Consider the following 19,928-nt stretch of genomic DNA (forward strand, 5'->3'; position numbering starts at 1 on the left):
TGTCTTCGCCGCGTAACGTCTGCGGGGCAGGATTTTTGGACGAGCACTCTCGGAGGACGCATGGCGACGGGCTGGACACGGCAGGCTGCGGTGTGGACCGCGGCGCTTGTTGCCGGATCCGCCGCGCTGGCGGGATGCTCGTCCTCCGTCCCCGCCGTTCCCGACGCCCCCGCGAGCACCATGGTCTCGCCGCCCGTGACGGGCGCGGCGCCCTCGCCCACACCGTCCGAGGAGCCGGGCCCCGCGAACGACCCGAGCGACGCGGACAGCTGGGTCGTGACGACGGCGGGGGTCGGGCCCATCGAGGTCGGCGGCTCGTTCGCCGACACGCTCGAGGAGATCCGCCAGACGGGCATCGGCACGCTGAACGACTGCGACGGCGTCGCGTACGGCTACGCCGCGGACAACGCCTACGACGTGCTGATCGTCGCGGGCACCACGGACGAGGTCGTCGAGGTCAGCGTCGGCTGGAACGGCGACACGATGGGCGTCGGGCCGCGCACGGAGGAGGGCCTGGGCCTCGGGTCCACGAAGGCCGAGGTTCTCGGCGCGTACGAGGACGCGGCCGAGGCGCAGGCGACCGTGGGAGACACCGAGCTCCTCGAGGTCGACGGCGGCGAGACCGATCTCGTGTTCAGCTTTGTCTCCGGGTACGACGGCGCCGTCGGGGTGTCCGTCGTCACGGCGGGCCGCGAGCCCGCCTACGAACCCTGCGCCTGACCGGATCCGCCGGCGGGTCGGCGCATCGGGACGTGGGGGATGCCGTCTTCGAGGAACTCCGCGCCCGACACGGCGAAGCCGAACCGGCCGTACCAGGCCGCGAGGTGGGCCTGCGCGTCGAGGACGATCTCCTCGCCCGCGTGCGCGGCCACCGCGTGGCGCATCAGCGCGGCGGCGAGTCCGTGCCCGCGCGCCGCGCGGCGCGTCGCGACGCGTCCGATCCGCCAGCCGGCCGGCTCGCGCAGGACCCGCACGGTGGCCGCGACGGCGCCGTCCTCCTCGATCCAGGCGAGCACCGCGTCCGGCTCGGCGTCGCGGCCGTCGAGCTCGGGATAGGGGCACTCCTGCTCCACGACGAACACGTCCACGCGCAACCGAAGGATCTCGTACAGCGTGGCGGGGTCGAGCTCCGCGAGCGGGGCGGTGCGAACGGTGGGCTCGGAGGAACTCATCACGCCCCCAGAATAGGCTGGGAGGCATGGCGGAATCCGGGATCCTCCTCGTCGACAAGCCCCAGGGCGTCACGAGCCACGACATCGTCGCGCGCGCTCGCCGGGCGCGCGGGACGCGCAAGGTGGGGCATGCCGGCACGCTCGACCCGATGGCGACCGGCCTGCTCCTCATCGGGGTCGAGGGCGCCACGCGGCTGCTGACCTATCTCGTGGGGCTCGGGAAGACCTATGAGGCGACCATTCGGCTGGGCCAGGCGACGACGACCGACGACGCCGACGGCGACGTCTCCCGGTCGGCCGCGGCCGCCGACGTGGCGGCCGTCGCCCCGGAACGGATCGCCGAGGAGATCGCGCGGCTCACGGGCGCGATCTCGCAGGTTCCGAGCGCGGTCTCGGCGATCAAGGTCGACGGTCGGCGCGCATACGATCGCGTCCGCGCGGGCGAGGACGTGCAGCTCAAGGCGCGCGACGTGGTCGTGTCGCGCTTCGACGTCCTGGCGCGGCGCGACGCGGCCGGGGTAATCGACCTCGACGTGATCGTCGACTGCTCGTCGGGGACGTACATCCGCGCGCTCGCGCGCGATCTGGGCGAGCGGCTCGGCGTCGGCGGCCACCTCACGCGGCTGCGGCGCACGGCGGTCGGCCCGTTCTCCGTCGACGACGCGGCGGGCGCCGACGCGCTGGAGAACGCGAGACTGGCGGATCCGGCGGACGTCGCCGGGCGGGTGCTCGGACGGCTCGCGGTGCCGCCGGAGATCGCGCGCGACCTCCGGCACGGCAAGCGCGTCCCGGCGTCTGAGGCGTTCGCGGGGCTCCGCGCGGCGATCGACGAGGGGGGCGTGCTCGTGGGCGTCGTCGAGCGTCGCGGGCGCGAGATGAAGAGCGTCATGAACATGCCGGAGGTGCAGGCGTGATCGCGTGGTTCACGGTCGCCGAGGTGGGCGTCGCGACGCTCGCGGGCCTCGTGTGCATCGTGCTCGGCCTGGCGGGCCGCCGCCCGGGGGACGTCTCGGTCGGCCTCCTGGCTCTCGTCGAGCTCCTGCTCATCGCGCAGATCGTCGTCGCGATCGTGCAGCCCCTCGTCGGGAACCCCCCGACGGGGGACCTGCTCGAGTTCTGGACCTACCTCGTGTCGGCCGCGCTGCTCCCGCTCGGGGGCATCGTCTGGGCGTTCGTCGATCGCGGTCGCTGGAGCGTCGTCGTCATGGGGGTCCTCGCGCTCGCGGTCGCCGTGATGGTCTATCGGATGCACGTGATCTGGACGATTCAGGGCGCCTGAGCCTGGGAACCATACACTGGCTTCGATATGTCTGATTCCCCCTCGAGGCGCCGCATCACGGGCGCCGGCACGGTCCTCGCCTTCGTCTACGCCATCATGGCGCTCGCGGCCACGGGCCGTTCGTTCGTCCAAATCGCGACGCGCTTCGGCGAGGCACCCGTGCCGTATCTCCTCAGCGCCGCCGCCGCCGTGGTCTACATCGTTGCGACCGTGGCGCTCCTGCTGTCCGCCAGCGCGCGGTGGTTCCGGATCGCGCGCGTCGCGGTGATCTTCGAGCTCGTGGGGGTGCTCGTCGTGGGGACCCTCAGCTGGGCCGTGCCCGACGTCTTCCACGCGGACGCCACGGTGTGGTCGTACTACGGCCAGGGGTACGTGTGGATCCCCCTCGTCCTCCCGATCGTCGGCATCTGGTATCTCCAGTCGCACCGTCCGGTCCCGAGCGAGGTCGCGGCGTGATCGTCTTCCGCTCCGCGGCCGAGATCCCCGACGACTTCGGCCCCTCGGTCGTGGCGATCGGCAAGTTCGACGGGCTGCACGCGGGGCACCGCGCGATCGTCGACAAGCTGCTGGTCGACGCGGCGTCGCGCGACGTCGCGACCGTCGCGGTGACCTTCGACCGGAACCCGCTCCAGACGATCGCGCCGGAGCGGTGCCCCGAGGCCGTCGTCGGCGTCGAACAGAAGATCGATCTGCTCGCCGACACGGGCCTCGACGCCGCTCTGGTGCTTCCGTTCGACGAGGCGCTGGCCGCCGTGAGCGCCGAGGACTTCGTCACCCGTTTCCTCGTCGAGGGGCTCGCGACGCAGCGCGTCCTCGTGGGGGAGGACTTCCGGTTCGGCCGCGGCGGCGCGGGCGACGCGGCGCTCCTCGCGCGCATCGGAGAGGAGCACGGCTTCTCGGTCGAGGTCGTGGGCGACGTCGCCAGCGCGGCCGTTCCGGGCGGCGAGGGCCGCCGCGTCTCCTCGACGTGGATCCGTGAGCTCCTCGCCGCGGGCGAGGTCGAGCGGGCCGCGAAGCTCCTCGGGCGCAGCCACGCCGTGCGCGGCACGGTCGTGCGCGGTCTCCAGCGCGGCCGCCAGCTGGGCTTCCCGACCGCGAACCTCGCGCCCGATGTCTCCGGCTTCGTCCCGGCGGACGGCGTGTACGCGGGCTGGCTCGTCGTGCGCCGCCCCGAGGGGGAGCTGGGATCCGGGGCCCGGTACCCCGCCGCGATCTCCGTCGGGACGAACCCCACGTTCGACGACGTGCCCGAGCGCGTCGTCGAGGCGCACGTCATCGATCGCGAGGGGCTCGACCTCTACGACCGCCACGTCGACGTGGAGTTCGTGGGGCGGATCCGCCCCATGACGGCGTTCGACGGCATCGAGGCGCTCGTCGCCCAGATGACGCTCGACGTGCACAGGGCGCGCGACCTCCTGCGCGGCGCGCGCCCCTGACGCGTCAGTAGCTCGAGGCGTCCTCCGCGCCGGTGGCCGCGCCGCCGGCGAGGCGGGCGCGCAGCTCGCCGAGGATCGTCGCGCTCGCGCTCGTGCCGAGCCGCGTGGCGCCGGCGGCCAGCATCGCCGCGGCGCCGTCGAGGCCGCGGACGCCGCCCGAGGCCTTCACCTGGACGGCGGGGCCGACGCTCGACCGCATCAGGGTGACGTGGGGCACGGTGGCGCCGCCGCCCGCGAACCCGGTCGACGTCTTCACGAAGGTCGCGCCGCCCCGCTCGGTCAGGCGGGATCCGCGGGCGATCTGCTCCTCGTCGAGGAGGCTCGTCTCGAGGATGACCTTCGTCACGGCGCCCTCGGCCGCCGCGACGACGGCGCGGATGTCCTCGACGACGCGCTCGTCCTCCCCGCCCCGTAGCGCGCCGATGTGGACCACCATGTCGAACTCCGTCGCGCCGTCCGCGGCCGCCTGGCGCAGCTCGGCGACCTTCGCGGCCGTGGAGGTCGTGCCGTGCGGGAACCCGATGACGGTACCGACCGCCACGCCCGTGCCGGCCAGCCGCGCGGCCGCGTACGCCACGTCCGACGGCCGTACGCACACGCTGAAGACGCCCCATTCGGCCGCGATGTCGAGCTCGCGGTCGACGTCGGCGCGGGTGAACTCGGGCTTGAGGATCGCGTGATCGATCGCTCCGGCGACGAGATTTTCGGTGAGCTCGAGAGTCATGCGCCCAGGGTACCCAGAGGAAATCCGGGGACACGCCGGACGGATGGCGTAGACTGGACGCGATATCCGCGGCGCGCCCGTTCGAGTCACGTGGGATCTCTCCGATCACACCGGGTCACAGCCTCGCAGAGCGATCCGCGATACACGACCTCACGGCCCGCCGGCTCCTTTCCGCCCGCGGTGATTTTGGCTCAGGAGGAGCATGCCGACCACGGCGCCCGCGCGACAGCGCAAGAAGTCCTCGTCCGCACGTCGCGACGACGAGGCCCCCATCATCCCGATCCTCGCGCGCAAGGTGCGCGAGGTCGAGGCCAAGGCCCAGCGGAACAAGCTGGGCCCGACCAACCGCGTGAAGTTCCAGGTCATCGCCTTCCTCGTGCGCGAGGAGCGCGCGCGGGTCAAGGCCGACGAGTCCGTCGGCGACCAGGCCCGCGCGGAGCTGCTGAAGCGCCTCGACGGCGTGGCGACGATTCTCGCCAAGACGGCGGCGCGCGACACCTCGCTCATCCAGCTGCTCGAGGTCGATCAGGCGACGAGCCCCGTCGCGCGCCGGATGCGCCGCGACTGGCTCCTCGACGCCGGCGTCGAGCTCGCGGCCGAGGAGCTCGTGATCGATGACGCGAAGCCCGCCGCGCCGGACACCGTCGTCCCGGCCGTCGCGTCGGAGCGCGCCGTGCGCCCCGTGCAGGTCGACGCGCGCATCGAGTCGAACCCGTTCCTCGCCCCGGACTTCGCGCGCTACACCCCGCGCCCGAACCCGCGCCGCCGGCTCGACGACTGGGAGCTCATGGGCCCCCTCTACAAGTCGTTCGCGCAGGGCGCCGGGGGTGGATCCGCGTCCATGACGCTGCCCGAGGTGCCCGAGTTCGACCGGCTCTCGCCGCGCGGGCTCGAGGTTATGCCGCACCAGTCGCGGTTCCTCGAGGCCGTCCGCCAGGGCCACCGCAGCTTCCTCCTGGCCGACGAGCCCGGCCTGGGCAAGACGGCGCAGTCGGTGCTCGCGGCGTCGGTCGCGAACGCGTACCCGCTGCTCGTGGTCGTCCCGAACGTCGTGAAGATGAACTGGGCCCGCGAGGTCGAACGCTGGACGCCGCACCGGCGGGCGTCCGTGATTTCGGGCGACGGCGCCGACGTCGACGCGTTCGCCGACGTGTTCATCGTCAACTACGAGATCCTCGACCGCCACCTCGCGTGGCTCGCGGACCTCGGGCTCGGCGGCATGGTGGTCGACGAGGCCCACTTCATCAAGAACCTCTCGTCGCAGCGCTCGCAGAACGTGCTCGCCCTCGCGCAGCGCGTGCGGCAGGTGCCGGGAGCGGATCCGCTCATGCTCGCGCTGACGGGAACACCGCTCATCAACGACGTCGAGGACTTCGACGCGATCTGGCGATTCCTCGACTGGACCGACGGCACCAAGCCCGGGCCCGAGCTCATGGAGCGCCTCGACGGCACGGGGTACACGCCGGCCGACAAGGCGTTCTACCCCGCGGCGCGTCAGGCCGTCATCGACATGGGCATCGTGCGCCGCCGCAAGAAGGACGTCGCGCGCGACCTCCCGGACAAGCTCGTCGCGGACATGCCCGTGCAGCTGGACGACGAGGTCGGTCGCTCGATCGCCCAGGCCGAGAAGGAGCTCCAGCGCCGCCTCGCCGACCGGTACCGCCGGATTCTTGCCGCGCGCGGCGACCGCGGCCTCGCGCCGGGCGAGATCGACGAAGACATCGTCGACCTCGTCGCGACGGGCGAGCTCGAGGAGTCGCGGGCGGCCGGCACCGACGGGGACAACGTGTTCTCGATGGTGCGCCGCATCGGTCAGGGCAAGGCGGTCCTCGCGGCCGACTACGCGGCCCAGCTGCAGCGCTCGGTCGGCAAGGTCGTGTTCTTCGCCAAGCACGTCGACGTCATGGACCGCGCCGAGGAGCACTTCCGGCAGGCGGGGATCCGCGCGGTCGCGATCCGCGGCGAGCAGAGCCAGGCCGCGCGCCAGCAGGCGATCGACAGCTTCAACGACGACCCCGAGGTCGGCGTCATCGTGTGCTCGCTGACCGCGGCGGGCGTGGGCGTCAACCTCCAGGCGGCCTCGAACGTTGTCCTCGCGGAACTGAGCTGGACCTCGGCGGAGCAGACGCAGGCGATTGACCGCGTGCATCGCATCGGTCAGGACGAGCCCGTGACCGCGTGGCGCATCATCGCCGCGCACACGATCGACCAGCGCATCGCCGAGCTCATCGATCGCAAGGAGGGGCTCGCGTTGCGCGCCCTGGACGGCGAGCGCACGGGAGACGAGCCGGCCGAGTCGGTGCAGCTTGCGGCGCTGAAGTCGCTCCTGCGCGACGCGTTGGGCGCCTGAGCGCGCGCCCGGCGCGCGGGCGCGGTGCGCGAGTGCGGCCGGAGGGAATAGTCTCGGACGTATGAAGATCGGGATCCTCACCTCGGGCGGCGACTGCCCCGGACTGAACGCCGTCATCCGCGGCGCCGTGCTGAAGGGCGCGCGCAAGTACGGCATCGACTTTGTCGGCATCAGGGACGGGTGGCGCGGTCTCGTCGACGCCGACTTCTTCCCGCTCCAGCGTCGCGACGTCAAGGGCCTGTCGAAGGTCGGCGGGACGATCCTCGGCACGAGCCGCACCAACCCGTACGAGGGCGACCGCGGCGGCGCCGAGAACATCAAGAAGACTATGTGGGGTCACAAGCTCGACGGCGTCATCGCGATCGGTGGCGAGGGGACCCTCGCGGCCGCCAACCGCCTCTGGAACGACGGCGTCCCCGTCGTGGGCGTGCCCAAGACGATCGACAACGACCTGCGCGCGACCGACTACTCCTTCGGCTTCGACACGGCCGTCAACATCGCCACCGAGGCGATGGACCGGCTCCGCACGACGGGCGACTCGCACCAGCGGTGCATGGTCGCCGAGGTGATGGGGCGCCACGTGGGGTGGATCGCGCTGCACTCGGGCATGGCGGCGGGCGCGCACATCATCTGCATCCCGGAGGTGCCGCTCACCCTCGACGACATCATCGAGCAGGTCGAGGCGGCGCGCGAGCGCGGTCGCGCGCCGCTCGTCGTCGTCGCGGAGGGCTTCACGCTCGCGGGCATGGACGAGGCATACAGCGACAAGGGGCTGGACGCGTTCAACCGACCGCGCCTCGGCGGCATCGGCGAGGTCCTCGCGCCGCTCATCGAGAAGGCCGCGGGGATCGAGACGCGCGCGACCGTCCTCGGCCACATCCAGCGCGGCGGTTCGCCGTCGGCCTTCGACCGCGTCCTCGCGACGCGCCTCGGCCTGCACGCCGCGGACGCGGTCATGGAGGGCGCCTGGGGGCAGATGGTCTCGATGCGCGGGACCGAAATCGAGCGGGTCTCGTTCGAGGACGCGCTCGGCGAGCTCAACGCCGTCCCGCGCGAGCGGTACGAGGAGGCCTCGGCCCTGTTCGGCTGACCCAGGGCGCAGTCAGAGCGGCGCCCCTCCCCGCGCGGGGAGGAGCGCCGCTCTGTGCGTTACTCGGTGATGCCCACCGTGTCGAGCATCCACGCGATCTGGAACGCGCGCTCGCGCCACGCGTTGTAGCGCCCGCTCACGCCGCCGTGACCGGCGACCATCTCGCAGTGCAGCAGGGCGTCCGCCCCCGCCTCCCGCAGGCGCTGCACCCACTTCGCCGGCTCGACGTAGTACACGCGCGTGTCGTTGAGTGACGTCATCGCGAGGATCCGGGGGTAGGTCACGTCGTCGCGCACGTTCTCGTACGGGGAGTAGGAGCGCATGTATGCGTAGGCCTCGGGGTCATGGAGCGGGTTCCCCCACTCCTCCCACTCGATGACGGTCAACGGCAGCGACGGATTCAGGATCGTCGTGAGCGCGTCGACGAAGGGCACGTCGGCGAGCACCCCCGCGAACAGCTCCGGGGCGAGGTTGGTCACGGCGCCCATGAGGAGCCCACCCGCGGATCCGCCCTCCGCCACGAGCGTCTCGGGCGTCGTGAACCCCGCGTCGACGAGGTGGCGCGCGACGTCGACGAAGTCGGTGAAGCTGTTGCGCTTGGCGCCGAGCTTCCCGCCCTCGTACCAAGCGCGGCCGAGCTCGCCGCCGCCACGCACGTGCGCCACGGCGAAGACGACGCCGCGGTCGAGGAGGGACAGGCGCGCGGTCGAGAACGCCGGATCGATCGAGTGCTCGTAGGCGCCATAGCCATACAGGTGTACGGGTCGCGGGGGCGCGCCCAGCTCCCCGAACTCGCGCTTGAACACGAGCGAGACGGGGATCCGCGTGCCGTCGGCGGCGGTGACCCACAGGCGCTCCTGCGCGTAGTCCTCGGGCCGGTACCCGCCGAGCACGCTCGCGCGCTTGATCATCGTCAGTTCGCCTGAGCGCACGTCGTAGTCGTAGACGGTGCCCGGCGTCGTGAACGAGCCGTAGTGCAGCCGCACGGTCGGCTGCGCCCACTCCGGGTTGCCCGCGGCGCCGGCCGCGTAGAGCGGCTCGTCGAACGCGATCTCGCGCACGGCGTGGTCGGCGTAGTCGAGGATGCCCAGGCGCGGGATCCCGCCTTCGCGGTACTCCACCACCGCGAAGTCGCGCAGGCAGTCCACGTCCTCGAGTCGGATCCCCGGGCGGTGCGGAATGACCACCTCGGGATCGGCGGTCTCGTCGTCGGCCGGCAGGCGCACGAGCTCGAAGTCCTGCGCGCCCGAGTTGTGCAGCACGTAGAGCCAGTCGCGCCCGTCGACGACGGCGTGGTCGACCGAATACTCCACGTGATCCTCGCGGTCGAACACGGTCACGGTGTCGACGTCCTCCTCGCCCGCGTAGAGGCGCTCGACGTCTGCGGCGCGGATCATGTCGATCGACGTCGTCGTGTTGGAGGCGGACACGATCTCGAGGAAGCGGTCGCTGCGCGTGAAACCCGCGCCCACCCAGAATGCCTCGTCGGGCTCGTGGAAGATCTCGACGTCGCGGTCGCGACCGGGCTCGCCCACGCGGTGCAGCCACACGCGGTCGGGGCGCCACGCATCGTCGACCGTGGAGTAGAGGATGAACGCGCCGTCGGGCGTGAAGCTCGCGCCCGCGCCGATGCCCTCCAGCACGTCGGGCAGGGCCTCGCCCGTCGCGATATCGCGCACGCGCACGGTGTAACGCTCGTCGCCGCGGGTATCCGCGCCCCAGAGCATGCGGGTCCCGTCGGTGGTGACGCTGAAGGCCCCGAGCGAGAAGAACTCGGCGCCGTCGGCCTCGACGTTGGCGTCCAGGAGCACCTGCTCGCCCGGCACCTCGTCCTCGGCGCGCAGCCGCGGCGGCGTCCAGTCGTCGGGCGAGGAGATGGGCGCGCGGCACTGGAGCCCGTACTGCTTGTCCTTGATGGAGCGACCGTAGTACCACCACTCGCCCTGCCGCACGGGCACGGAGAGGTCGGTTTCGCGCACGCGGCCCTTGATCTCGTGGAAGATGCGCTCGCGCAGCGGCTCGAGGTGGGCCAGAGTGGCGTCCGTGTGCGCGTTCTCGGCCTCGAGGTGCGCGAGGACTTCGGGGGAGTCCTTGTCGCGGAGCCACTCGTACGGATCCGCGAAGGTTTCGCCGTGGTGCGTGCGGGAGGTGGGGATCCGCTGTGCCAGCGGGGCGGGCGGGATGTCGGTCGTCGCGGGTGCGTCGGAAGTCACCCCACCCACGCTAATCGCTTCGCGCCCGCGCGGGGCGAGGCGGGCTATCCTGGCGCGATGCAGTACGGCCAGCACGCCCCGGCGTCCCGCACGATCGTCCACATCAGCGACACGCACCTCCTCGCGGCGGGCGCGCGCCTGTACGACCGCTACGACACCCAGGCGGGCCTCGAGCGCATGCTGCGGCGCGTCGAGCTCCTGGGCAGCGCCGACGCGCTCGTGTTCACGGGGGACCTCACCGACCTCGGCGAGCCCGACGCGTACGCCGCCGTCGAGCGGGCGGTGCGCCCCGTCGCGGAGCGCCTGGGGGCCCGCGTCGTGTGGGTGGCGGGCAATCACGACGAGCGGCCCGAGATGCGGCGTGACCTCCTCGGTCTCGAGGCCTCCGAGGCCCCCATCACGAGCGTGACGGATCTCGACGGGCTGCGCATCGTCGCGCTCGACTCGACCGTCCCCGGCTGGCACCACGGCGCGATCGACGCCGAGCAGCTCGCCTGGCTCACGGACGTCCTGCGCGAGCCCGCCCCGCTCGGCACGATCCTCGCGCTGCACCACCCGCCGCTCCCGAGCCACCTGCCCGTGTTCGACATCCTCGAGCTCCAGGGCCAGGACGCGCTCGCCGCGGCGATCGCCGGATCCGACGTGCGCGCGATCCTCGCCGGTCACCTGCACTACGCCATGAGCGGGGTGTTCGCCGGCCTGCCGACCTTCGTCGCCTCGGCCTCGTGCTACACGATGGACCTCGCGGCCCCCGCCCGCAGCGTGAACGGCATGGACGCGGGGCAGTCGTTTCACCTCGTGCAGGTCTTCGACGACGTCGTGACGGCGAGCGTCGTCCCGGTCGACTCGGCCGACGCGGGCGGCATCTTCTCGGAGGAGTGGTACGCGCGCCTGGACGCGATGACGCCCGCGGAGCGCCTCGAGTTCTTTTCCCGCAAGCGGCCCTGACGGCGCGCGTCCTGTGACTTCGCCGTGGGGGTCGCCACTCTCCGCGCGCGCGGGAATAGCCTGAGCGGCATGGAATCCGCGACGACGCGAACAGAATCCGACTCCCTGGGCGCGCGGGAGATCCCCGCCGACGCCTATTGGGGGATCCACACCCTCCGCGCGATGGAAAACTTCGACATCACGAAGCGCCCCATCTCCGTGTACCCCGAGCTCGTGACGGCGCTCGCGATGGTCAAGCAGGCCGCGGCGCGCGCGAACCGCGAGCTCGGCGTCCTCGACGACGAGCGCGCGCTGCTGATCGACCGGGCGGCGCAGCGCGTGATCGATGGCGACTTCCACGACCAGTTCACGGTGGGCGTGATACAGGGCGGAGCGGGAACCTCGACGAACATGTGCGCCAACGAGGTGATCACGAACGTCGCCCTCGAGCTCGCGGGCCGGGAGAAGGGCGACTACGCCTACCTCTCGCCGACGGACCACACGAACCGGTCGCAGTCGACGAACGACGTCTACCCCACGGCCGTGAAGATCGGCATCCTCCTCGCGCACGTCGCGGGTCTGGAGGAGCTCGACGAGCTGCGCCGGGCGTTCGCGCGCAAGGGCGACGAGTTCCACGACATCCTCAAGGTCGGCCGCACCCAGCTACAGGACGCGGTGCCCATGACCCTGGGCCAGGAGTTCCGCGGGTTCGCGACGTCGCTGGGTGAGGACTGGCACCGCCAGACCGACAACTCCAATCTGCTGCTCGAGATCAACATGGGCGCGACGGCGATCGGTACGGGCATCAACGTCACGCGCGGCTACGCCGAGGCCGTCCGGGCGCACCTCGCCGACATCTCGGGGCTCCCGCTGCGCACGGCGCACGACCTCATCGAGGCGACGAGCGACACCGGCGCGTTCATGTCGTTCTCGGGATCGATCAAACGCACGGCGATGAAGCTGTCGAAGATTTGCAACGACCTGCGCCTGCTCTCCTCGGGCCCGCAGGCGGGGTTCGGCGAGATCAACCTGCCCGCGAAGCAGGCGGGATCGAGCATCATGCCCGGAAAGGTCAATCCCGTCATCCCGGAGGTCGTCAACCAGGTCGCCTTCGCCGTCGCGGGCGCCGACACCACCGTGACGATGGCCGTCGAGGCCGGTCAGCTCCAGCTCAACGCGTTCGAGCCGGTGATCGCCCACTCGCTGTTCCAGTCCATCATCTGGATGCGCCAGGCGATGCGCACGCTGCGCGTGAACTGCGTCGAGGGGATCACGGCGAACACCGAGCGCCTCGGCGCGATGGTCGGCGTCAGCGTCGGCGTCATCACGGCGCTGACGCCGTTCATCGGCTATTCGTCGGCGGCCGCGCTCGCGAAGACCGCCCTGTTGACACACAAGAACGTCGCGGACCTCGTCGTCGAGGCGGGCCTCATGGACCGCGAGCAGGTGGAGAAGCAGCTCCGCCCCGAGCGCCTGTCGGGGCTCGAGCCCGTGACGACCGCGATGCCCGTCATCGCACGGGAGGACCTCCCGTAGGGGCGGCGTCCCCCGGCCGCGCGGGCCGGGGGACCGCCTGTCACGGCGTGGTGACGCAGTGCGTCGTGAGCTCGCCGATGCCCTCGACGCCGACGGTCACGGTCGAGCCGTCCTGGAGGAGCACCTGCGGCGTGCGGGAGTATCCGGATCCGCCCGGCGAGCCGGTCGAGATCAGCGTGCCCGGAAGGAGCGTGATGCCCTGCGAGAGGTGCGAGACGAGCTTCGCGACGGAGCGGATCATCTGCCCCGTCGTCGCGTCCTGGAGGAGCTGGCCGTCCACGCGCGTCCAGATGCCGAGGTTCTGCGGATCCGCGATCTCGTCGGCCGTGACGATGTACGGGCCCACGGGCGTGAACCCGTCGAGCGACTTGCAGCGGCACCACTGCGCCTCGGAGTACTGGATGTTTCGCGCCGAGATGTCGTTGACGACGGTGTAGCCGAAGACGTAGTCGAGGGCGTCCTCCTCGGAGACGTTCTTGGCCGCGCGCCCGATGATTACGCCGAGCTCGGCCTCGTAGTCGACCGATTCGGTCTGCGCGCGCGACCACGTCGTCGTGCCGCCGTGGCCCGCGAGGGAGTTCGGCCACAGCGTGAAGACCGTGGGGGTGTCGTCGCTGGCGAGGCTCAGCTCTCCCGCGTGCGCGGCGTAGTTCAGGCCGACCGCCATGATCGAGGGCGGTGCGAGCACGGCGGGGGCGAACTGCGCGCCGTCGACGGACGTCCGGGGCCCCGCGTAGGAGGCGAGCGCCGCGCGGATCGCGTCCCGCTGCGCGGGCGAGGCGGCGAGCAGCTGCTCGAGCGTGTCGGGGCCGCCGTCGACGACGTCCGCGACGGGGACGACGCCGTCATCGGCGACGTCGACGAGCACGGGCGAGGCGGCCTCGGGGAGGCGGACGTGGGCGAAGCGCATGCGTCCCAGCCTATCCGGGCACGTTCCCCCTTGACACGGGCGTGCGAGGGGGCGATCCTTTTCCCATAGACCAGCGCCCGACGGCTTCTCCGGCCTCGCCGAGACCCGGGCGCTGGTTCTTTGCGTCGGGCGGGGGCGTGTCTCCCGCGTGATCGCCTCCTGCGCAGGCCCCGAGCCCGCGGCGGTGCCGATGCCCGACCCGCTCAGGCCGGCACTCCTGGCCACGGGCGGAAGCCGCTTCTGGCCGTGGCTCGCGGGCGGCGCCATCGCCGCGCTGCTCGCCGGACTCGTGACAGTGGCCCTCTCTCGCCGCCGGTCCTCGGGCGGCACGAAGTAACGCGGCCACGCACGGGACGGGTTTCGCCGAGAGCGCAAGCCCCTCCCGCGCGGCGAGACGATGGGGTTGGATGAGGGTATGACCGCAGATCGCACCAAGCCCGAGTTCGATGCCCCCGACGGGCCGGCCCCCGCCGAGCTCGAGGTGGTGGACATCATCGCCGGTGACGGCGCCGAGGCGAAGCCCGGCGCGACCGTCACGATCCATTACGCCGGGGTCGACTACGACACGGGTGAGGAGTTCGACTCCTCCTGGAACCGGGGCGAGCCCGCCCAGTTCCCCCTCGGCATGCTCATCCAGGGGTGGCAGCGCGGCATCCCGGGGATGAAGATCGGCGGGCGCCGCAAGCTCACGGTGCCGCCGGAGCTGGCCTACGGGCCCGCGGGCGGCGGGCACTTCCTCAGCGGGAAGACCCTCATCTTCATCATCGATCTCATCGACGCCGCGTAAGGTCCGTCCACGCGGGGCGGGTCCGGTTTTCCGGCCCGCCCCGCGGCGTCCGCGCACCCGACAGCCGGCGTTCACGGCGTCGTCACGCGACTTGATTTACATGCATGTGAATGTTTAAATGAGGGGTCGCGTTTTCGCGACCCGGAATCTCACGCAAGGAGCACGCATGACCATCACGATCCCCGGTTACCAGCCCGGCACCTACGTCCTCGACCCGTCGCACAGCGAGGTGGGCTTCGAGGTGCGCCACATGATGATCTCGAAGGTGCGCGGCACCTTCGCCGTCAAGGAGGCGACCATCGTCCTCCCGGAGAACGTGCTCGAGGCGAGCGTCACCGCGACGGCCGACGTCGCGTCCATCGACACGAAGGACGAGGGGCGCGACCAGCACCTCCGCAGCGCCGACTTCTTCGACGCCGAGGCCTTCCCGACCATCACGTTCGTCTCGACCGGCGTGCGCGAGGCCGGCGCGGACCTCCTCGTCGACGGCAACCTGACGATCAAGGACGTCACGAAGCCCGTCACCTTCGAGCTCGAGGTCGGCGGCTTCGGCACGGATCCGTGGGGCAACTACAAGGCGGGCGCGACGGCCACCGGCACGATCGACCGCGAGGACTTCGGTCTGACGTGGAACGCGGCGCTCGAGACCGGCGGCGTGCTCGTCGGCAAGGACGTCAAGATCACGCTCGACCTGCAGGCGGCCCGGCAGGCCTGATCCGTGGCGTGGCCCCGTCGCCCCTCGTGGGCGGCGGGGCCACGCGCGTGTCCGGGCGATTCGCCACGGGCTCCCTCGTGGGGTATGATTGCGAGGTTGCCGTGATCACGGCCGCGGATAAAGAGAGCTCACGCATCGGGCGTCGGGCGCCGCGCAGCGAGGAGAAGGGAATCGAATATGGCTCTGGAAGCAGACGTCAAGAAGTCGATCATCGAAGAGTACGCAACGCACCCCGGTGACACCGGTTCCCCCGAGGTGCAGGTGGCCATGCTGTCGCGTCGTATCAAGGACCTCACTGAGCACCTCAAGGAGCACAAGCACGACCACCACTCGCGTCGTGGCCTGTTCCTGCTCGTCGGTCAGCGCCGTCGCCTGCTCGGTTACCTCCAGCGCGTCGACATCGAGCGCTACCGCGCGCTCATCGCGCGCATCGGTCTGCGTCGCTAAGACCCGGCCGACGGAGCGCCATCCGCGTTCAATCGACTTCTCGAAAGCCCGTCCCACGGTGTGGGGCGGGCTTTCACCGTGTCGGGGAAGAAAATCGCACCGCACGCGTTCCCTCATGTATATTCAGATGCATGAAGATCCGCGGCCCGCCGCGGCGCGAAGGAGGAACCCATGAGCGAAGAGCGCACGACCCCCGAGCCCTGGTCGGGCATGCAGTTCGGTCTCTTCTCGGTCAGCGACATCACGCGCGATCCCGTGACGGGGCGCACGCCGAGCGAAGCCGAGCGGATCCGCGACATCGTCACCATCGCGACGCACGCCGAGGAGGTCGGGCTCGACGTGTTCGCGATCGGCGAGCACCACAATCCGCCGTTCTTCTCGTCGTCGCCCACGACGACGCTCGCCTACATCGCGGCGCAGACGGAGCGCCTCATCCTGTCGACCGCGACGACGCTCATCACGACGAACGATCCGGTGAAGATCGCCGAGGACTACGCCATGCTGCAGCACCTCGCGGGCGGGCGCGTCGACCTCGTGATGGGCCGCGGCAACACCGGCCCGGTCTATCCGTGGTTCGGGCAGGACATTCGCCAGGGCCTGCCGCTCGCGATCGAGAACTACGCGCTCCTGCACCGCCTGTGGCGCGAGGACGTCGTGGACTGGGAGGGCAAGTTCCGGTCGGCGCTGAACGGCTTCACCTCGACGCCGCGCCCCCTCGATGGCGTCCCCCCGTTCGTGTGGCACGGGTCCATTCGCACGCCGGAGATCGCCGAGCAGGCCGCCTACTACGGCGACGGGTTCTTCGCGAACAACATCTTCTGGCCGAAGGAGCACTACCAGCGCCTCATCGCCCTGTACCGGCAGCGCTTCGCCCACTACGGCCATGGCACGCCGGAGCAGGCGATTGTCGGCCTCGGGGGGCAGGCGTTCATGGCCAAGCGCTCGCAGGACGCGGTCGAGAAGTTCCGCCCGTACTTCAACGCCGCCCCGGTCTACGGCAACGGGCCCGCGATGGAGGACTTCACCGAGATGACGCCGCTCACGGTCGGATCCCCGCAGCAGGTGATCGACCGGTACGCGTCGATGCGCGAGACCTTCGGCGACTACCAGCGCCAGCTCTTCCTCGTCGACCACGCCGGCCTGCCGCTAAAGATGGTGCTCGAGCAGATCGACTTCCTGGGTCTCGAGGTCGTGCCGGTCCTGCGGCGCGAGCTGCAGGCGGCCCGACCCGCGGCGACCCCCGACGCGCCGACGCACGCGGCGCGCGTGCGGGCCGCGTACGGCGACGGGGAACCGCGCCAGTCCCGCCCGAACGCGAACCGCGGCGACAACGTCACGGGCGGGTCCCCGTACCAGGACGCGCCGGCGCCGCAGGGGTCCGCGTTCGGAAAGGCCGCGGCGCGATGAGCGCTCAGGAGGCCCGCATCGCGGTCGTGTCGGCGGGGCTCGGGGAGCCGTCGTCCACGCGGATGCTGGCGGACCGGATCGTCACCGCCACCAGGGCGGCTCTGGCCGAGCGCGGCGGCGCGGCGAGCGCCCGCGTGTTCGAGCTGCGGGACGTCGCGCACGACATCACGAACAACCTCCTGACCGGCTTCGCGCCCAAGCCCCTCGCGGAGCTGAACGCCGCCGTCGCGGAGGCGGACGCGCTCGTCGCCGTGACCCCCGTGTTCTCGACGAGCTACTCGGGCCTGTTCAAGAGCTGGGTCGACGTGCTCGACCGCGAGGCGCTCGTGGGAACGCCCGTGCTCCTGGCCGCCACGGCCGGCACGGCGCGCCACTCGCTCGCGATCGATTACGCGATGCGCCCGCTGTTCACTTACCTGCACGCCGAGCCGCTCTCGACCGGGGTCTTCGCGTCGAGCGACGACTGGGGCGCCCAGGCGGATCAGGTCGCGCCGCTCGCGAAGCGGATCGATCGCGCCGCGGCCGAGCTGGCCGATCGGCTGGCGGGCGCGGGGCGCACCGAGCGCGCCGATCCGTTCAGCCCCGAGGCATACCTCGGCGGCGGGTCCTTCGAGGACCTTCTCGCGCACCCTCCGCGCGGCTGAGTGCGCCCGGACCCGCGCCCCGGTGAACGCGGGGGGCGCGGGCCGTGAACGCTGGAGGCGGACCGGTGAACATCGGGCGAAACCGGCCCGCGCGCGCCCCGGGCCGCGCGGGCCGGGCGCGATCCTGGTCGCATGCGAGTCGCGATCGTCGCGGAGAGCTACCTCCCGCACATGAACGGTGTCACCGGATCCGTGTTGCACGTCGCGCGGCACCTCGAGGACCTCGGGCACGAGGTGCTCGTCGTCGCCCCGAAGGCGCCGGGCCAGCCCGAGGGTGTCGCGGGCGTCGACGTGCCCGCCCGGGCGCGCCTGATCGCCTCCGTGCCGCTGCCCAGCTACCCGGACGTGCGGGTCGCGCTCGCGCCGGTGCCGCAGATCCGGCGCATCCTGCAGGAGTTCGCCCCCGACGTCGTGCACCTCGCCTCGCCGGCGGTGCTGGGCTGGCAGGGCCTCGTCGCGGCGGACGGGCTCGGGATCCCCACGATCGCCGTGTACCAGACCGACGTGATCGCCTATACGGCGCGCTACGGGGTCCCGGCGGTGGCCGCGCTCGCCGAGTCGCACATCGCGCGCCTGCACCGCCGCGCGACCCTCTCGCTCGTCCCGTCGTCGGCCGCCGAGCGGCAGCTCGCTGCCCTCGACGTCGATCGCCTGTGGCGGTGGGGGCGCGGCGTCGACGCCGATCGCTTCTCGCCGGCGCGGCGCGACGAGGCGTGGCGCGCGCGCGTCGCCCCGGGCAAGCGGATCGTCGGCTACGTGGGTCGCCTCGCGCCCGAGAAGCAGGTCGAGGACCTGCGCGCGGTAGCGGACATCCCGGGCACTCAGCTCGTCATCGTCGGCGACGGCCCCGAGCGTGCGCGCCTCGAGCGCGAGCTCCCGGGCGCCCACTTCGCGGGCTTCCTGTCGGGCGACGCGCTCGGAGCCGCGGTCGCGAGTTTCGACGTGTTCGTGCACCCGGGGGAGTCCGAGACCTTCTGTCAGACCGTGCAGGAGGCGCTCGCGAGCGGCGTCCCCGTCGTGGCGACGGGCGCGGGCGGCCCCGTCGACCTCGTGCGATCCTCGATCGACGGCTGGCTGTACTCGCCGGGCGACCTCGACGATCTGCGCGCGCGCACGCGGGACCTCCTGGGCGACGAGGCCAAGCGCGCGTCGTTCGGGCGCGCGGCCCGCGCGAGCGTGGGGCGGCGCACGTGGCGCGCGCTCACGGAGCAGCTCGTCGACCACTACCGCGAGGCGGCGCGCCTCCGGCGCTTCGACGACAGCCTCGTCGTTCGATCCGCGACCCGCCCGCTCGCGCCCGTCGCTCCCCACCGGCCGCCGGCGTGGCGGCGGTTTGTCGCCCTCGGCGACTCCCTGACCGAGGGGCTGTGTGACTCCTCGCGCATGGCGGCGGGGGAATACCGCGGGTGGGCCGATCGCCTCGCGACGATGCTGGCCGAGAGCGCGGGCGGCGACTTCCGCTACGCCAACTTCGCCGTGCGTTCGCGGCGGACCCGCGATCTCACGGCCGAGCAGGTGCCCGCGGCGCTCGCGATGTCGCCCGACCTCGTGGCGGTGTTCATGGGGTCCAACGACCTCGTCGGGCACATGGCGGATCCCGTCGAGACGGCGGCCGAGCTCGAGCGCAACGTGGCGGCCCTCCGCGCCGGCGGCGCGGACGTGCTCCTCGTGACGCCCTTTCTCCCGCGCCGGGCCGCGGTGCGGGTGTTTGCCGGTCGGTTCGCGCGCTTCGCGCACGAGCTGCGCCGCATCGCGCGGACGCACGGGTGCTATCTCGTGGACGTCGAGGCGCTGCCCGAGCTCTCGGACCTCGAGATGTTCGCCGCCGATAAGGTGCACCTCGCCTCGCGCGGGCACCGCCTGCTCTCGTACCGGGCGGCCGAGGTGTTGGGGATTCCGGACGCGTCGCGCCTCGGCGAGCTCGACGACGCCTTCCACACGGAGGACGACACGGCCTCCGGCGCGTGGCTCACCCGCCACGCGCTCCCGTGGATCTGGCGCCGGCTGCACGGGCGCACGGCCGGCGACGGCCTCGTCGCCAAGCACAGCGCTTACGTCGTGGTGCCGGGGCGCGGATCCCGCGAGCGCGCGGAGTCGTAGGCCCCCGCGCGGGCGCCGCTGATAGGGTGGATCCGGGCACGCCGTGCCCGCAACTGAACACGATCGAAGAGCTGACGGGGAGCTGGTCCCTAGAAGTGATCTCCCGGAGCGTCCGGTGGATTTCTCCTGGTGGCCAGCACGAACCTCCTCGTCGCTCGCCCCGCCCGCACGCGCGGGCCGCAACGCACAAA

Annotated in this window: 20 protein-coding genes; 16 read left to right on the top strand and 4 right to left on the bottom strand. The window is 71.9% G+C overall.

Features of this window, described 5'->3' with window-relative positions:
- Nucleotides 1–60: 60 nt before the first annotated feature.
- A complete protein-coding gene (locus GJQ66_RS02550) occupies nucleotides 61–720 on the top strand; it encodes a hypothetical protein (protein WP_155047770.1) in 660 nt (219 codons plus the stop codon).
- Here GJQ66_RS02550 and GJQ66_RS02555 read toward each other — a convergent pair.
- Complete coding sequence (locus GJQ66_RS02555) at nucleotides 702–1,172, bottom strand: GNAT family N-acetyltransferase (RefSeq protein WP_155047914.1); 471 nt, start codon at nucleotides 1,170–1,172, stop codon at nucleotides 702–704. The genes GJQ66_RS02550 and GJQ66_RS02555 overlap by 19 nt on opposite strands.
- A 26-nt stretch (nucleotides 1,173–1,198) precedes the next feature.
- On the opposite strand from GJQ66_RS02555, the gene truB reads away from it, so the two are divergent.
- The 4 genes from truB to GJQ66_RS02575 are packed head-to-tail and all read left to right on the top strand — an operon-like array spanning nucleotide 1,199 to nucleotide 3,887.
- A complete protein-coding gene (gene truB, locus GJQ66_RS02560; protein ID WP_155047771.1) occupies nucleotides 1,199–2,086 on the top strand; it encodes a tRNA pseudouridine(55) synthase TruB in 888 nt (295 codons plus the stop codon).
- Nucleotides 2,083–2,451, top strand: a complete 369-nt coding sequence (locus tag GJQ66_RS02565; RefSeq protein ID WP_368732578.1) for a hypothetical protein — start codon at nucleotides 2,083–2,085, stop codon at nucleotides 2,449–2,451. The genes truB and GJQ66_RS02565 overlap by 4 nt, the downstream gene beginning before the upstream one ends.
- Nucleotides 2,452–2,478: 27 nt before the next feature.
- Complete coding sequence (locus GJQ66_RS02570; protein ID WP_155047772.1) at nucleotides 2,479–2,907, top strand: hypothetical protein; 429 nt, start codon at nucleotides 2,479–2,481, stop codon at nucleotides 2,905–2,907.
- Nucleotides 2,904–3,887, top strand: a complete 984-nt coding sequence (locus tag GJQ66_RS02575) for a bifunctional riboflavin kinase/FAD synthetase (RefSeq protein WP_368732579.1) — start codon at nucleotides 2,904–2,906, stop codon at nucleotides 3,885–3,887. The genes GJQ66_RS02570 and GJQ66_RS02575 overlap by 4 nt, the downstream gene beginning before the upstream one ends.
- Before the next feature lie 4 nt (nucleotides 3,888–3,891).
- Here GJQ66_RS02575 and deoC read toward each other — a convergent pair whose 3' ends face one another.
- Nucleotides 3,892–4,611 (bottom strand): deoxyribose-phosphate aldolase, encoded by a 720-nt coding sequence (gene deoC / locus GJQ66_RS02580; protein WP_155047773.1) that lies wholly within the window; start codon nucleotides 4,609–4,611, stop codon nucleotides 3,892–3,894.
- A gap of 202 nt (nucleotides 4,612–4,813) precedes the next feature.
- Between deoC and GJQ66_RS02585 the strand changes: the two genes are divergently transcribed.
- Both GJQ66_RS02585 and GJQ66_RS02590 read left to right on the top strand, forming a co-directional pair.
- Complete coding sequence (locus GJQ66_RS02585) at nucleotides 4,814–6,961, top strand: DEAD/DEAH box helicase (protein WP_155047774.1); 2,148 nt, start codon at nucleotides 4,814–4,816, stop codon at nucleotides 6,959–6,961.
- Between the two features lie 61 nt (nucleotides 6,962–7,022).
- Complete coding sequence (locus GJQ66_RS02590; protein WP_155047775.1) at nucleotides 7,023–8,051, top strand: 6-phosphofructokinase; 1,029 nt, start codon at nucleotides 7,023–7,025, stop codon at nucleotides 8,049–8,051.
- 59 nt (nucleotides 8,052–8,110) lie between these two features.
- Here the strand turns inward: GJQ66_RS02590 and GJQ66_RS02595 are convergent, their stop codons facing one another.
- Nucleotides 8,111–10,264, bottom strand: coding sequence for a S9 family peptidase (locus tag GJQ66_RS02595; protein ID WP_368732580.1), 2,154 nt, complete (start codon nucleotides 10,262–10,264; stop codon nucleotides 8,111–8,113).
- A gap of 57 nt (nucleotides 10,265–10,321) precedes the next feature.
- Here GJQ66_RS02595 and GJQ66_RS02600 point away from each other — a divergent pair, with 57 nt between their 5' ends.
- Nucleotides 10,322–11,212, top strand: a complete 891-nt coding sequence (locus GJQ66_RS02600; RefSeq protein WP_155047776.1) for a metallophosphoesterase — start codon at nucleotides 10,322–10,324, stop codon at nucleotides 11,210–11,212.
- Between the two features lie 69 nt (nucleotides 11,213–11,281).
- Complete coding sequence (locus tag GJQ66_RS02605; RefSeq protein ID WP_155047777.1) at nucleotides 11,282–12,727, top strand: aspartate ammonia-lyase; 1,446 nt, start codon at nucleotides 11,282–11,284, stop codon at nucleotides 12,725–12,727.
- 40 nt (nucleotides 12,728–12,767) lie between these two features.
- Here the strand turns inward: GJQ66_RS02605 and GJQ66_RS02610 are convergent, their stop codons facing one another.
- Nucleotides 12,768–13,637: a fumarylacetoacetate hydrolase family protein gene (locus GJQ66_RS02610; RefSeq protein ID WP_155047778.1), complete on the bottom strand. Its 870-nt coding sequence runs from the start codon at nucleotides 13,635–13,637 to the stop codon at nucleotides 12,768–12,770.
- Nucleotides 13,638–13,785: 148 nt separating this feature from the next.
- On the opposite strand from GJQ66_RS02610, the gene GJQ66_RS02615 reads away from it, so the two are divergent.
- From GJQ66_RS02615 to GJQ66_RS02645, 7 genes are all read left to right on the top strand, one after another.
- Nucleotides 13,786–13,974, top strand: coding sequence for an LAETG motif-containing sortase-dependent surface protein (locus GJQ66_RS02615; RefSeq protein ID WP_155047779.1), 189 nt, complete (start codon nucleotides 13,786–13,788; stop codon nucleotides 13,972–13,974).
- A 78-nt stretch (nucleotides 13,975–14,052) separates the two neighbouring features.
- A complete protein-coding gene (locus GJQ66_RS02620; RefSeq protein WP_155047780.1) occupies nucleotides 14,053–14,424 on the top strand; it encodes an FKBP-type peptidyl-prolyl cis-trans isomerase in 372 nt (123 codons plus the stop codon).
- Between the two features lie 166 nt (nucleotides 14,425–14,590).
- On the top strand, nucleotides 14,591–15,139 hold the full coding sequence (locus GJQ66_RS02625) for a YceI family protein (RefSeq protein WP_155047781.1): 549 nt from the start codon (nucleotides 14,591–14,593) through the stop codon (nucleotides 15,137–15,139).
- Nucleotides 15,140–15,316: 177 nt separating this feature from the next.
- A complete protein-coding gene (gene rpsO, locus GJQ66_RS02630; protein WP_155047782.1) occupies nucleotides 15,317–15,586 on the top strand; it encodes a 30S ribosomal protein S15 in 270 nt (89 codons plus the stop codon).
- Nucleotides 15,587–15,757: 171 nt separating this feature from the next.
- On the top strand, nucleotides 15,758–16,993 hold the full coding sequence (locus tag GJQ66_RS02635; RefSeq protein WP_196215784.1) for an LLM class flavin-dependent oxidoreductase: 1,236 nt from the start codon (nucleotides 15,758–15,760) through the stop codon (nucleotides 16,991–16,993).
- Complete coding sequence (locus GJQ66_RS02640) at nucleotides 16,990–17,637, top strand: CE1759 family FMN reductase (RefSeq protein WP_155047783.1); 648 nt, start codon at nucleotides 16,990–16,992, stop codon at nucleotides 17,635–17,637. Before GJQ66_RS02635 ends, GJQ66_RS02640 begins: the two co-directional genes overlap by 4 nt.
- Before the next feature lie 132 nt (nucleotides 17,638–17,769).
- Nucleotides 17,770–19,737: a glycosyltransferase gene (locus tag GJQ66_RS02645; RefSeq protein ID WP_155047784.1), complete on the top strand. Its 1,968-nt coding sequence runs from the start codon at nucleotides 17,770–17,772 to the stop codon at nucleotides 19,735–19,737.
- Nucleotides 19,738–19,928 lie beyond the last annotated feature (191 nt).

Origin of the sequence: Microbacterium sp. ZXX196 (assembly GCF_009709595.1) — a bacterium.
Classification (GTDB): Bacteria; Actinomycetota; Actinomycetes; order Actinomycetales; family Microbacteriaceae; genus Microbacterium; species Microbacterium excoecariae.

Excerpts from the sequence above, each read along its gene's own strand:
- GJQ66_RS02550 (WP_155047770.1), top strand. The coding sequence starts at position 61 with ATGGCGACGGGCTGGACACGGCAGGCTGCGGTGTGGACCGCGGCGCTT.
- GJQ66_RS02555 (WP_155047914.1), bottom strand. The coding sequence starts at position 1,172 with ATGAGTTCCTCCGAGCCCACCGTTCGCACCGCCCCGCTCGCGGAGCTC.
- truB (WP_155047771.1), top strand. The coding sequence starts at position 1,199 with ATGGCGGAATCCGGGATCCTCCTCGTCGACAAGCCCCAGGGCGTCACG.
- GJQ66_RS02570 (WP_155047772.1), top strand. The coding sequence starts at position 2,479 with ATGTCTGATTCCCCCTCGAGGCGCCGCATCACGGGCGCCGGCACGGTC.
- deoC (WP_155047773.1), bottom strand. The coding sequence starts at position 4,611 with ATGACTCTCGAGCTCACCGAAAATCTCGTCGCCGGAGCGATCGATCAC.
- GJQ66_RS02585 (WP_155047774.1), top strand. The coding sequence starts at position 4,814 with ATGCCGACCACGGCGCCCGCGCGACAGCGCAAGAAGTCCTCGTCCGCA.
- GJQ66_RS02590 (WP_155047775.1), top strand. The coding sequence starts at position 7,023 with ATGAAGATCGGGATCCTCACCTCGGGCGGCGACTGCCCCGGACTGAAC.
- GJQ66_RS02600 (WP_155047776.1), top strand. The coding sequence starts at position 10,322 with ATGCAGTACGGCCAGCACGCCCCGGCGTCCCGCACGATCGTCCACATC.
- GJQ66_RS02605 (WP_155047777.1), top strand. The coding sequence starts at position 11,282 with ATGGAATCCGCGACGACGCGAACAGAATCCGACTCCCTGGGCGCGCGG.
- GJQ66_RS02610 (WP_155047778.1), bottom strand. The coding sequence starts at position 13,637 with ATGCGCTTCGCCCACGTCCGCCTCCCCGAGGCCGCCTCGCCCGTGCTC.
- GJQ66_RS02620 (WP_155047780.1), top strand. The coding sequence starts at position 14,053 with ATGACCGCAGATCGCACCAAGCCCGAGTTCGATGCCCCCGACGGGCCG.
- GJQ66_RS02625 (WP_155047781.1), top strand. The coding sequence starts at position 14,591 with ATGACCATCACGATCCCCGGTTACCAGCCCGGCACCTACGTCCTCGAC.
- rpsO (WP_155047782.1), top strand. The coding sequence starts at position 15,317 with ATGGCTCTGGAAGCAGACGTCAAGAAGTCGATCATCGAAGAGTACGCA.
- GJQ66_RS02635 (WP_196215784.1), top strand. The coding sequence starts at position 15,758 with ATGAGCGAAGAGCGCACGACCCCCGAGCCCTGGTCGGGCATGCAGTTC.
- GJQ66_RS02640 (WP_155047783.1), top strand. The coding sequence starts at position 16,990 with ATGAGCGCTCAGGAGGCCCGCATCGCGGTCGTGTCGGCGGGGCTCGGG.
- GJQ66_RS02645 (WP_155047784.1), top strand. The coding sequence starts at position 17,770 with ATGCGAGTCGCGATCGTCGCGGAGAGCTACCTCCCGCACATGAACGGT.